Genomic DNA, 12,292 nt, shown 5'->3' with positions numbered 1-12,292 from the left:
CTACGCTGTGCTGGTGGGAACCCCTTTCGATCCGCAACCTGCCGCACCGGCCGCCACCGCGCCCGTTTCGCTGGACGCCTTCCTGGCCGGCATCGGCCCGCGTGCGTTCCGCTTTGCCGAGGCCGGCCTGCGTCACCGCGAAGATGCGCTGGACGCCGTGCAGGACGCCATGGTGAAGCTGCTCGGCTACCGCGAGCGCCCGGCCACCGAATGGACGCCGCTGTTCTGGAGCATCCTGCGCAGCCGCATCATCGACCTGCAGCGCCGGCGCAGCTTCCGCCTGAAGTTCTGGGCGCCGGCCGAGCGCGCCGACGACGAAGGCACCATCGACTGGGCCGACCCCAGCACCGGCCCGGTGGACGAACAACAGCATCAGCAGGCCTACCAACGGCTGGTCGAGGCCTTGCGCAACCTGCCGGCGCGCCAGCGCGAAGCGTTCACGCTGCGCGTGCTGGAAGACCTGGACGTGGCCACCACCGCCAAGGCGATGGGCTGCTCGGAAGGCTCGGTCAAAACCCACCTGTCGCGTGCGCGCGACGCGTTGCAAAAACAGTTCGAGGATTTCCTGTGAACCGCTCCCACGACCCGGCCCAGCTGGATGCGCACCTGCGCCAGCTGCACGCCTCCGCACTGACCAGCCTGCCGCCGCAGACCCTGGCGCGCCTGCGCCAGGCCCGTCACGCGACCGCTCCCACGCGCGCCCGGCGCGGCTACTGGTTGCTGGCGACCGCGTGTTCCGGCCTGCTGGCGGTCGGCATCGGCCTGCAGCTGCGTCCGGGCGAGAGCACCTCGCCGGACCGCGCTCCGACCCAGGTGGTCGCCGGCACCACCACCGATACCGACGACATGCTGACCCAGAATCCGGACCTGTACGTCTGGCTGGGGTCCGATACCGCCCTGGCCATGGAATAAGCACGATGACCCGCACCACCCGCCTGTTGTTGACCCTGCTGCTGTGCGCCGCGCCCTGCGCGTCCCTGCTGGCCCAGGCCCATTCCCCAGGACCGCCGGGACCGCCGCCGGATGGCCCCGGCCCGCAAGGACCCGGACCGCGCGAGGCAGACACGCCGATGCCCGAGTGGGACAAGCTCACCCAGCAGCAGCGGCAGGTGCTGATCGATGCGCTGCGCGAGCGCTGGAACGATGTGCCGGAAGAACGCCCGCGCATGTACCGCCATGCGCGCCGCTGGCTGGACATGACCCCGGAGCAGCGCAAACAGGCCAAGGCCGGCATGGACCGCTTCCGCAACATGAGCCCGGAGCAACGCCGCGAGGCCAAGGCCTTGTTCGAACGCATGCGCACGCTCAACCAGCAACAACGCAATGAGCTGCAGCAACGCTGGCAGAAAATGAGCCCGGCCGAGCGCAGCACCTGGCTGCGCGAGCATCCGCCCACCGACGATTGACGGCAGCGCTGCCGCGGCAAGCGCGCCACGCCAGCGCACGGGTTCATCCCGGTCACAGGCGGACATGCGCGCGGCCACCGTAGGAGCGCGCTTGCGCGCGATGGAGCGTTACCGATAAAGCGTCATCGCGCGCCAGCGCGCTCCTACCCGCCAACGCGCAAGGCGCATGGGCTCGGCGGGGCTACGCAGTCGCTGGCGCCGACCAGCGTGTCTTGGCCAGCAGTTCGTCGTCCCAGTCGAACGACAGCGCGCCATCCTTGATCAGCAATGCGGCGAATGCGTAGACGTTGCGCGCAAACATCTCGCTGGCGTGCACCGCGCCCTGGCTGGCCAGATTGAGCGGGCCGGCGATCACCACGCCGTCGCGCTCATAGATATCGCCGGGCCGGGTGGCGGCGCAATTGCCGCCGGTTTCCGCGGCCAGATCGACGATCACGCTGCCGGCGCGCATGCCGTGCAGCATCTCCATACTCAGGATCTTCGGCGCCGGCCGGCCGGGCACGGCGGCGGTGCAGACCACCACGTCCACGCTCTTGAGGTGTTCGGCCAGCCGGCGTTGCTGTTCGGCGCGTTCGTCGTCGGTGAGCTGGCGCGCATAACCGCCCTCGCCGGCCGCGCTCACGCCCAGATCCAGGAAGCGCGCGCCCAGCGAGGCGATCTGCTCACGCGTTTCCGGGCGCACATCGAAGCCTTCGACCTGCGCGCCCAGCCGTTTGGCGGTGGCGATCGCCTGCAGCCCGGCCACGCCCGCACCGATCACCAGCACCTTGCACGGGCGCATGGTGCCGGCGGCGGTGGTCAGCATCGGAAAGAAGCGCGGCGCCAGTTGCGCGGCGATCAGCACGGCCTTGTAGCCGGCCATGCCGGCCTGCGAACTCAAGACGTCCATCGATTGCGCACGCGTGGTGCGCGGCAGGCGCTCCAGCGGAAACGCAACCAGCGCACCGGTGGCAATCGCCTGCGCACGTGCCGGGTCGGCGTCCGGCGCCAGCATGCCGATCAGCACGGTGTGGGGCCTGCATTGCTGCAGCAGTTCGGTGGGCGGTGCCTGCACGCTCAGCAGCACCTCGGCCTGGGCCAGCGTGTCTGCCGTGGCGAGCTGCGCCCCGGCCTGCAGATACGCCGCGTCGGCCATGCTGCTGGCACAGCCGGCGCCCGGCTCGACCCACACGCTGGCGCCGAGCGCGACCAGTTTCCTGACCGTTTCCGGCGTGGCTGCGACGCGGCGCTCGCCTGCCGCGTGTTCTTTCAGCACCAGCACCTGCACAGCCATGGCTTGCTCCGCTCGCGCGCCTGTCGTCGCGGCGATGCTAGCAGAGCGCGGCAGCCACGCTCAGGGCGTCAGCAAGGCCGGCAGCATCGGGGCGAGCAACTGTTCGGGCGGCGCCAGCGCCACCGCTTCGGTACGGTGGTCGATGGCCAGACACGCATAGCCATGTGCCGCGCTCCAGGCCAGCAGCACCCGTTGATGCAGCAGGTGCGCATCCGGCGCGCTGCCGTGCCGGGCCAGCCAGGCCGCATGCAAGGCATCGCGCAGGCAGGCCATTGCCGCATCGGTGGCCGCCAGCAGGCGCGGCAGGCTGCGTCGCTGCGGCTCCAGGCTCTGCATCAAGCGAAACTGCTGCGGGTAGGCGATGGCGAACCGGATATAGCCCAGGCCGCCGCCCAGCAGTGGGTCGACCTCGCGCTGAGCCTGCACGATCCACTCGACCATGCGTTCATACCCGTCTGCAACCAGTTCCACCACCAGACCTTCCAGCGAGCCGAAGTGATGTGCCGGTGCGGCGTGCGAAACGCCCGCACGGCGGGCGCACTCGCGCAGGCTCAGCCCGCGCGGACCCGATTCGCCGACGATCTCCCATGCCGCGCGGCGCAGGGCCGCGGGCAGATCGCCGTGGTGATACGTCGCTGACTTGGGCGCGTGGGACATGGCGGCTTCGCAAATCGGGATTTCATTGGAGCAGGGAATCTTGACGCTGACAAGATTGGCGGTGCAGACTCGCCCCGCATCTTGCCAGCGTCAAGATTTGGCGACGGATGCAGCCCTTCCCCCAGCGAGTGTTCCCATGGCTAAGGCATCCTCCCGCTGGCGCATGCGCCTGACCCGCACGCTGTTCGGGTTGGCCAGCCGCCTGGCCCCCGGCCCGACCGGCCGCCTGCTCGCACGCCGCTTCGTGACGCCGGATGCGGCATCACGCCGGCATGCCGCATCCACCCTGGCCACGCTGTCCGACGTGGGCCGCGACAGCCTGTCCATCGATGGCATCGAGATCGCGGTGTATGTCTGGGGCGACCCGGCGCAGCAACCGTATGTGCTGCTCTCCCACGGCTGGTCCAGCTATGGCCTGCGCTTTGCCGCCTGGGTGCCACGGCTGCAGGCGCTGGGCTATGCGGTGGTGGCGTTCGACCAGGCCGGGCACGGCTTGAGCGGTGGGCGCATCAGCTACATGCCGCACTTTGTCGAGGTGCTGCGCCGGATCGGGCGTCGCTTCGGCCGGCCGGCCGCCTTCATCGGCCACTCGCTGGGTTCGGCATCGATCGTGTTCGCCGATGAAGCGGCCTGGCAGCCGAAGCGCTACGTACTGATCGCGCCATTGCTGGCACCGGCCGACTCCGCGCACCGCCAGTTCCGCGCCTTCGGCATCGCGGCCAAGACCTTCGCTCCGTTCGAGAATCTGCTGCACACCATCACCGGCAAACGCTTTGCCGATTTCGATGCGTCCCCGCATCTGCCGCGTTTCCAGCGCCCGGCCCTGATCATCCACGACCGCCGCGACCGCGAGACCCCCTGGGACGAGGGCGCGCGTTTTGCGGCGCTGTGGCCGCAGGCGCAATTGCTGACCACCGAAGGCCTGGGCCACAACCGCATGGTCGACCATGCCTCGGTCATCGAAGCAGCGCTGGACTTTATCGGCCCGGCGCGCGCCTGACCGTACCGCGATGCGGCAAGCGCATCGCGCGGCACCCGCTAGTGCACGGTGCTGTTGTGCAACGGATCCAGGCGGTCGATGACACCCTGCATGGCGCTGTCGAAGGCGCCGTCATTGATGTGTTCGCGCAGCCGGCCCAGGCGCACCATCACCGCCAGTTCTTCCGGCGAGGCGACGCAGAAGCGCACGCCGCGGCGATTGACGAACAGCAGCCGCTGCGAGATCGGGCTCACCCACGACAGCTTGCCCGCCTGCACCTTGCCGTCCTTGTCGACAAAATCCAGCCAGGTACCGATATCCATCGCGCGGAAACGCTCGGCATCGGCACTGTCGATGCTCTGCGCCACCGCCTCGGCCCCCAGCACCACGCTGACGCTTTCGGCAGCCGGCGGCGGCAGGTTGACCTGCGGCAACTCCGGCAAGGCCTTTTCCAGCTCCGGGCGCGCTTCGGCAATGGCCTGCAAGGTGTCGTGCAATGCGGTGATCGCCACCACCACCGCGTCGCCATGCAGGCCCACGCTGGCAAACACGCGATGCAATGCCGGTTGCCAGACCTGCAGCCACGGCTTGCCGACGATGTGGCGACGCGCCTCGGCCAGTTCTTCCAGCACGCCATCGGCCAGGGCCAGTGCCTCGACGGTGCCCGGACCTTCGTCGCCATCGCGCAGGATCGCCATGGTCAGATGGTGCAGCCACGGCTGACGCAGGAAATCCTCCACGGCCCTGGGCAGCGGCGTGCCGGCCTGCGTGCGCTGTTCCAGCTCCGACAACGCGCGGCTGCGTGCCAGCTCGAGCTTTTCCTGGCCGCGCTGGGTTTCGGTGGCGCGCCGCTCGGCGATTTCCACCCGGCGCCGGTGCTGCGACAGGAAATCGCGGAATTCCTCTTCCAGGGTCAGGAAGATCGCCAGGTTCTCGTTGAATTCGGCCACCAGGCGGTCGACGATTTCCTCGACCTTGCCCATCAGCACGCGCTCGGCAGCGCTGTCGCCGTTGTTGCCTTCGCAGGCCTCGGCCAGCGAATTGAGCAGGCGCCGCGCGGGGTGGGTCTTCTGCACGAACATCTTGCGGTCCAGCAGCGCGACCTTGACGAAGGGCACCACCAGCCGGCCGATCATTTCGCGCGAGCGGTTTTCCAGATCGCGCTCGTCCAGCATCACGTCGAACAGCATGCCGACCAGATCGATCGCATCCTCGTCCATCGGGTCCAGGCGCGCGGTCGCCGGGTCCACGCCCAGCCGGGTGGCGCTGGACAGCACTTCGTTCTTCAGCCGCTGCGCCAGCGACTCGGTGTCGTCGCCGATGGCTGCCTGCAGCGTCGCGCTCGGCGTGGCCTGCAGCAGCGACAGCACCGACATCATCTCGCGCTGGCTCAGCGGGCGTTGCTGGTCCACCGCCACCGATGCGGCAGAGGCGGTGTTGTCGCGCACGCTGCGGGTCTGCTGCAGCAGTTCGTGCAGCGCCTCCAACAACATGCCCTGGCTACCGCCGGGGTGATCGGCCTCGCCACCATCCATGCCGCCGGCAGCGCCGCCGCCGGCCTGGCCACGTTGGGCGGCGGCCTGCATGCGGCCGCGGCTATGCGCCCAGCGGTCCAGGAAGCGGTTGGCCCAGGCCGGTGCGTACTGGTCGCTCTGGTCGTCGCCGCCCATGTCGGCAGCCGCGCCCTGGGCTTCGGCCTGGGCACGCTCCTCGGGCGTGTCGCCACGCGGTTGCACGCGCGGCGGCGGGCGCTTGGGCTGGGAGATTTCCGGCATGACGCCGGCCTTGGCCAGCGTCTCGTCCAAGCGCGCATACAACTTGCCGATCGGCTCGGCCAGGTCGCGCTCGCACAGCTTGATCAGCACCAGGCGCACTTCCGGCGCCAGGTCGCAGGTGGCGAAGGCTTCGTGGATCGCCACGCCCAGATGTTCCGGACCGAGCGGGTTGGTGTCGGCCACCAGCTCCAGGCCACCGGCGATCCAGCCCAGTCGGCGGTCCACCCGCGCCAGCACCTGCTTGAAGTCGCGCAGCAGCACGGTGGCCAGGTTGCGCACCGCCAGCCGCGATTCGAGCACGTGTTCGGGCACCAGACTCAGCGGGCCGGTGCCGATGTCGCCTGCCAGGACCACCTCGGCCGACAAGGGCTCGCCCAGCAGCAACGCCTGCCAGCCGTCGTCCAGCTGCTGGCGGAACTGCGTGGCCACTTCGTCGCGCTTGCGGCGCAACTCGCGCATGCCATCAAGAAACAGCAACTGCGATGTTCCCGCGGATTCGGCGCGATCGAACAGCACATCGTCAAAGTGTGCGACTGCAGCTGCAAAAACCTGCGCGAGTGCGGGCACGAACACGGCGTACGCCTGTTCGAGCAAGCGTTGGTCACGGCCCGGATGTCCCAACGGACTGGGCTGAAAAGTCATGCGCAAAGGCTCCCCGCCCCTGCAGGCGTGAAAATATTCAAACGAAAGGAAACAGACGCGGCCCCAAATTCCGCCACCGCATGGTAGGCGTTTCGCTCGTTTGTTAAGTGTGACGCAATTCGCACTTTAGTCGTGACCGCCCAGGGTTTGCGTGTCAGTCGGACATCCTAGCGTGCATCGCTGCGGTGGCGCTTGCCAGCGCGTATTAACCGCCTGCGGGGGTTAAGCCTTCAGCATGTGCGGCCGGTCCAGCGCATCGACGACACCCTGCATCGCGCTGTAGAACGCGTCCTCGTCGCGGTGCAGACGCAGGCGGTCCAGCCACACCATCATCGCCAGCTCCTCCGGCGAGGACACGCACAGCCGCCCGCCGCGCCGGTTGACGAACATCAGCCGCCCGGAAATCGGGCTGATCCAGGACAACCTGCCGGCCTGCACACGGCCGTGCCGGTCGACGAACTCCAGGCAGGTGCCGAGCGCCATGCCGCGGAAGAAATCGGCGGTGACACGATCGAATTCCACCTGCGCGGTGGCATCCAGCATCGGCGTCAGCGGCTCGCCGACCTGCTCGGCCGGACCGGGGCTCGGGCGCAGCGCGCTCAAGGTCGGCGCAAACAGGGCCGGATCCGGCGCTCCCGCAGCCGGCAACGATGGCGTGGACAGCAGCGCGCGCTGCAGTTCCTGCAGGGCCAGCTCGGCGTCGCGTTGCGCCAGGCCGGCCAGCGCAAAAGCCTGCAGCAGCTGCGCACGCTGCGGCTCCAGCGCAGTGTCACCAGGCGCAGCACCCAGTTGCGCCAACACCGCATCGCCCAGGGCCAGGGCGGCTTCCAACGCCGGGCCGGCGCCGTCGCCACGCAACGCCGCCTGTTGCACATACGGCTGCCAGACGCGGCCGAGGAAGTGCTCGACCAGCGGCGGCAGCGGCCCGCGCGCCAAGCGCTCTGCCAGCGCCTGCGCGGCAATGCTGCGTGCGGCTTCGCGGCGTTCTTCGGCGCGCTGCAATTCACTGGCGCGGCGCTCGGCGATTTCCACCCGGCGCCGATACTGTTCGTAACTGGCGCCGAACTCGGCCTCCAGCGTCAGAAACAGCCCCGGATGCTCGTCGAAGTCGCGCACCACCGTGTCGATCACCGCCTGCACCTGGCCGAGCAAGGCCTGCTCTGCCGCGGTTTCGCCGGCATTGCCATCGCAGGCGTCGACCAACAGGTTGAGCAGGCGGCGCGCCGGATGGCCGTCGCGCACGAACAGGTGGCCGTCCAGCATCGCCAGCTTGGCCATCGGCACCAGCAATTGGCCGAGCAGACTGCGCTGCGTATCGGACAGATGGCTCTGCAGCAGGATCGCGGCGAACAACAAGGCCACCAGATCCAGCGCGTCCTCGTCGTCGGGGTTGAGGCAGGTGGTGGCCGGATCCACCCCAAGCGCGGCGGCGGCGCGCCTGACCTGCTGCCGCAGGCCAGGCGCCAGGCTCGAATCGTTGCCGTCGATGGCATCGAAGCCGGCCGCAGGCATGGTCTGCAGCAGCGACAGCGCCGACACCACCTCGCGCGGCGACAACAGGCGCTGCCCGGCAGGTGCGGGCGTGTCGCCATCGGGTTCGCGCTGGCGGCGGGCATGCTGCAGCAAATGGTGCAGGCCGGCCGGCAACAGCTCGCGGCCGCTGCGCAGATGCACGTCGATCGCCTCGACGCCGGCCAACGCGCCCTGCCCGCCCGACCAGTCGGCGAAGAAGCGCGCGATCCAGTCCGGCGTCTCGGCGGCCTGCTCGCCAGCGCCTTCGTCCTGGCGCGGAATGCCGCGCCGCCGGCTGCGCGGCTGCGGCAACTCGCGCAAGCGCGCCACCTGCGCCAGCGCCTGTTCCAGCGCGCCGTAGCGCTGGCCGACGCGTTCCATCAGGTGCTGCTCGCAGACCTTGATCACCGCCAGATGCGCCTTGGGCGCCAGCGTCACCCCCTGAAAGGCCTCGTACAGGGCCACGCCCAGATGCTCCGGCCCGAACGGATTGCTGTCGCCGTCGATACGCAGCCCGCCGGCAATGAAGCCGAGATAGCGATTGAGCCGCATCAGCTCCGTGCGCCACTGGTGCTGCAGCGCGCCGGCCAGGTTGCGCACCGCCAGGCGCACCTCCAGGTCCTGCTCGGGCAGCAGGGTCAGCCCGGCCGCACCACGTCCCAGGCTGCGATCGGCCGACAACGGCCGCCCGGATTCCAGCCCCTGCCAGGCCTTGGCCAGATGCCCGCGAAAACGCGCGGTGATCGGCTCGCGCTGCTGCCGCACCGCCTGGATGGCTTCCAGGAAGTCGTTCTGGGCCGGGCCGGCATCGGCCGCCAGCCGGAACAGCGCCTCGGCCAAGGTGTCCTGGAATTGGACAAAGGCCTCGGCCAGCGGCACCAGCACGATCTCGCGGACCTGATCGAGCAACTGCGGATTGCGGCTGGGGAGCACGGGGGTAGATACGAACTGGGTCATCGGGCGGCGCACAGGACGAACATGGAAGGGATGTCACGACCGAGCCGGCATCGGCCCGCCACCCATGATGCGGCGGGCGTTGGGAAGGGCCCGTCTATAATTGCCCGCATCCTCGCCTCGACCCGGAATTATGCACGCACCATATTCGCTCCAGGCGCTGGACGCGCGCCGCTCGGTCCCCTCCAAACAGCTGGGCGAACCCGGCCCGGATGAAGACACCCTGCTGCGCATGCTCACCTCGGCAGTGCGCGTGCCCGACCACGGCAAGCTGGTGCCGTTCCGTTTCTTGCGCATCAGCGGCGATGCCCGCCAGGCACTGGGCGATTTCCTGGCCGAGCGCAGCCTGGCCGCCGATCCGCTGACGCCGCCCGCCGCAGTCGAAAAAGACCGCAACCGTTTCAACGATGCGCCGCTGGTGATCGTGGTGATCGCCGCGCTGCGCCCCGGGCACAAGGTGCCCGAGCAGGAACAGCTGCTCACCGCCGGCTGCGTATGTTTTGCGTTGCTGCAGGCTGCGCAGGCGCATGGCTTCGGCGCGCAGTGGCTGACCGCGTGGATGGCCTACGACCCGGCGGTGGCCGGCTATCTGGGGCTGGAGCAGAACGAGCGCATCGCCGGTTTCATCCATATCGGCACCCCGCGCCTGCAGGTGCCAGAGCGCGAACGCCCGGACCCGCGTGCGCTGCTGCGCGACTGGACCCCGTGACCACGCACACTCCCATGCTTGCAGGTGCGCCGGCAGCGATCAGCCGCCCGACCCCGCTGTATCTGGTCGATGCCAGCCTGTACGTGTTCCGCGCCTGGCATTCGATCCCGGACGAATTCCAGGATGCGCAAGGCTGGCCGACCAATGCCGTGCACGGCTTTGCGCGCTTCCTGCTCGACCTGCTCGAACGCGAGGATCCACAACACATCACCATCGCCTTCGACGAGGCGCTGGACAGCTGTTTTCGGCATGCGCTCTACCCGGCCTACAAGGGCAATCGCACCCCGGCACCGGATGCGTTGCGGCGCCAGTTCGCGCATTGCAAGGCGCTGTGCGCAGCATTGGGCCTGAGCGTGCTGGCGCACCGCGATTACGAGGCCGACGACCTGATCGGCAGCGCCTTGCACAGCGTGCGTGCGCACGGCCTGCGCGGGGTGATCGTGTCGGCCGACAAGGACCTGTCGCAGCTGCTGCTCGAGCACGACGAGCAGTGGGATTACGCGCGCAACCTGCGTTGGGGCATGGACGGGGTCAAGGCGCGCCACGGCGTGCACGCCCATCAGATCGCCGACTACCTGGCGCTGTGCGGCGATGCGATCGACAACATTCCCGGCGTCACCGGCATCGGCGCCAAATCGGCGGCGGTCCTGCTGGCGCATTTCGGCAGCCTGGATGCCTTGCTGGAGCGCATCGACGAGATCCCGTTCCTGCGCCTGCGCGGCGCGGCGCAGATGGCCGCGCGACTGCGCGAGCAACGCGAGCACGCACTGCTGTGGCGTCAGCTCACCACCATCGCACTTGACGCGCCGCTGGCGCTGACCGATGCCGGTTTCACGCGCGCGCCAGCCGATACCGACATGCTGGGCGGCTTGTGCGAGAGCCTGCGCTTCGGCCCGCTCACCCGGCGCAGGTTGCTGGCCGCCTGCGGCGGCGCGCCGGCACCGCGCACTCCCGTTTCCCTGGAACAAGGCCTGCACCCATGAACCGACACGACACCCCACCCACCGTGGTCTACGAAGGCAAGTACCAGCGCATGGTCGTGCGCGGCACCTGGGAATATTCCGAACGCGTGCACGCCGGCGGCCTGGCCGCGATCATCGTGGCGGTGACTCCGGACGATGCCATGTTGTTCGTCGAACAGTTCCGCGTGCCGCTGCAGGCCCGCACCATCGAAATGCCGGCCGGTCTGGTTGGCGACGTGCATGTCGACGAGTCGATCGAGCTGTCGGCCATTCGCGAGCTGGAAGAAGAAACCGGCTGGACCGCCGAGCACGCCGAAGTGCTGATGATCGGCCCCACCTCGGCCGGCGCCAGCAGCGAGAAGATCGCCTTCGTGCGCGCCACCGGTCTGCGCAAGGTCGGCGCAGGCGGCGGCGACGCCAGCGAGGACATCACCGTGCACGAGATCCCGCGCGCGCAGGTCGGCGCCTGGCTGGTGCAGAAGATGGCCGAGGGCTATCAGATGGATCCCAAGCTGTGGGCCGGGCTGTATCTGGTCGATCACGCACTGGACGGCACCCCGAGTGGCTGAAGCGACCGCTGCCCGCCTGCTGGGCGCTGACGATCCCGCACCGTTCAGCGTGCACAACCCGCAGGCCGCCTCGCCATGGCTGCTGATCGCCGACCACGCCGGTCAGCGCGTGCCGGCGCGGCTGGCCAATCTGGGCCTGCCGCAGCAGGAGCTGGACCGCCACATCGGCTGGGATATCGGCATTGCCGAGGTCACCCGCCTGCTGGCCGATGCGCTGGATGCGGTCGCCATCGCGCAGACCTACTCGCGCCTGGTGATCGACTGCAATCGCCCGCATGCTTCGGCCACGCTGATGCCCGAGATCAGCGACGGCACCTCGATTCCGGGCAACCTGCAGCTGTCGGCCGACGATCGGCAGCAGCGCATCGATGCGATCTTTGCGCCGTACCACGCACGCATTGCGGCGGAACTGGATGCACGCGCACAGCGCGGGCAACCCACCGTGCTGGTGTCGATGCACAGCTTCACGCCGATCATGGCCGGCAATGCACGGCCCTGGCATGCCGGCGTGCTGTACAACCGCGACACGCGGCTGGCGCATCGCCTGCTGCAGGCCCTGCGCAACGAGCCAGATCTGGTGGTTGGCGACAACCAGCCCTACGCGGTAAGCGACACCAGCGACTATGCGATTCCGGTCTATGGCGAAGGCCGCGGCCTGCTGCATGTGGAGCTGGAACTGCGCCAGGACCTGATTGCCGATGCCGCCGGGCAACAGGCGTGGGCACAGCGCCTGGCACGCATCCTGCCGCCGCTGGCGCAGGCGCTGCTGCCGCACTGACTCCAGCAGTCACCGTAGGAGCGCACCCGGGCGCGACAGGCCGTCCCGTTACCCTACGTCGCGCCCGGGTGCGCTC

At 69.2% G+C, this 12,292-nt stretch carries 12 protein-coding genes; 8 read left to right on the top strand and 4 right to left on the bottom strand.

Annotated elements, in window-relative coordinates; translation table 11 throughout:
* The first annotated feature begins 7 nt into the window (after positions 1 to 7).
* Genes AC1PLA_RS04945 through AC1PLA_RS04935 form a run of 3 tightly spaced genes read left to right on the top strand, consistent with a single transcriptional unit; the run spans position 8 to position 1,406 of the window.
* A complete protein-coding gene (locus AC1PLA_RS04945) occupies positions 8 to 571 on the top strand; it encodes an RNA polymerase sigma factor (RefSeq protein ID WP_167704710.1) in 564 nt (187 codons plus the stop codon).
* A complete protein-coding gene (locus tag AC1PLA_RS04940; protein WP_047125931.1) occupies positions 568 to 912 on the top strand; it encodes a hypothetical protein in 345 nt (114 codons plus the stop codon). Before AC1PLA_RS04945 ends, AC1PLA_RS04940 begins: the two co-directional genes overlap by 4 nt.
* Positions 913 to 917: 5 nt before the next feature.
* A complete protein-coding gene (locus AC1PLA_RS04935) occupies positions 918 to 1,406 on the top strand; it encodes a DUF3106 domain-containing protein (RefSeq protein ID WP_481105710.1) in 489 nt (162 codons plus the stop codon).
* A gap of 181 nt (positions 1,407 to 1,587) precedes the next feature.
* Here the strand turns inward: AC1PLA_RS04935 and AC1PLA_RS04930 are convergent, their stop codons facing one another.
* A complete protein-coding gene (locus tag AC1PLA_RS04930) occupies positions 1,588 to 2,679 on the bottom strand; it encodes an NAD(P) transhydrogenase subunit alpha (RefSeq protein WP_481105709.1) in 1,092 nt (363 codons plus the stop codon).
* A gap of 60 nt (positions 2,680 to 2,739) precedes the next feature.
* Entirely contained in the window at positions 2,740 to 3,336 is a 597-nt protein-coding gene (locus AC1PLA_RS04925; RefSeq protein ID WP_126966985.1) for a TetR/AcrR family transcriptional regulator, read from the bottom strand.
* Positions 3,337 to 3,472: 136 nt separating this feature from the next.
* Between AC1PLA_RS04925 and AC1PLA_RS04920 the strand changes: the two genes are divergently transcribed.
* Positions 3,473 to 4,336 (top strand): alpha/beta hydrolase, encoded by an 864-nt coding sequence (locus AC1PLA_RS04920; RefSeq protein WP_481105708.1) that lies wholly within the window; start codon positions 3,473 to 3,475, stop codon positions 4,334 to 4,336.
* Between the two features lie 38 nt (positions 4,337 to 4,374).
* Here the strand turns inward: AC1PLA_RS04920 and AC1PLA_RS04915 are convergent, their stop codons facing one another.
* The gene (locus AC1PLA_RS04915) at positions 4,375 to 6,732 is read right to left on the bottom strand and encodes a DUF1631 domain-containing protein (RefSeq protein ID WP_481105707.1); all 2,358 of its coding nucleotides are present in this window, start codon (positions 6,730 to 6,732) and stop codon (positions 4,375 to 4,377) included.
* A gap of 222 nt (positions 6,733 to 6,954) precedes the next feature.
* Positions 6,955 to 9,201, bottom strand: coding sequence for a DUF1631 domain-containing protein (locus tag AC1PLA_RS04910; RefSeq protein ID WP_212579208.1), 2,247 nt, complete (start codon positions 9,199 to 9,201; stop codon positions 6,955 to 6,957).
* A 130-nt stretch (positions 9,202 to 9,331) separates the two neighbouring features.
* Between AC1PLA_RS04910 and AC1PLA_RS04905 the strand changes: the two genes are divergently transcribed.
* The 4 genes from AC1PLA_RS04905 to AC1PLA_RS04890 are packed head-to-tail and all read left to right on the top strand — an operon-like array spanning position 9,332 to position 12,216.
* Positions 9,332 to 9,907, top strand: a complete 576-nt coding sequence (locus tag AC1PLA_RS04905) for a nitroreductase family protein (RefSeq protein ID WP_481105706.1) — start codon at positions 9,332 to 9,334, stop codon at positions 9,905 to 9,907.
* A 14-nt stretch (positions 9,908 to 9,921) separates the two neighbouring features.
* Positions 9,922 to 10,890, top strand: coding sequence for a 5'-3' exonuclease (locus AC1PLA_RS04900; RefSeq protein ID WP_221202393.1), 969 nt, complete (start codon positions 9,922 to 9,924; stop codon positions 10,888 to 10,890).
* Positions 10,887 to 11,438 (top strand): NUDIX hydrolase, encoded by a 552-nt coding sequence (locus AC1PLA_RS04895; RefSeq protein WP_481105705.1) that lies wholly within the window; start codon positions 10,887 to 10,889, stop codon positions 11,436 to 11,438. The genes AC1PLA_RS04900 and AC1PLA_RS04895 overlap by 4 nt, the downstream gene beginning before the upstream one ends.
* On the top strand, positions 11,431 to 12,216 hold the full coding sequence (locus AC1PLA_RS04890) for an N-formylglutamate amidohydrolase (protein ID WP_481105704.1): 786 nt from the start codon (positions 11,431 to 11,433) through the stop codon (positions 12,214 to 12,216). The genes AC1PLA_RS04895 and AC1PLA_RS04890 overlap by 8 nt, the downstream gene beginning before the upstream one ends.
* Positions 12,217 to 12,292 lie beyond the last annotated feature (76 nt).

This window comes from Xanthomonas sp. NCPPB 1826 (assembly GCF_056725285.1).
The sequence above is the reverse complement of the archived record's forward strand: the minus strand, read 5'-3'. Positions and strand labels throughout refer to the sequence as shown.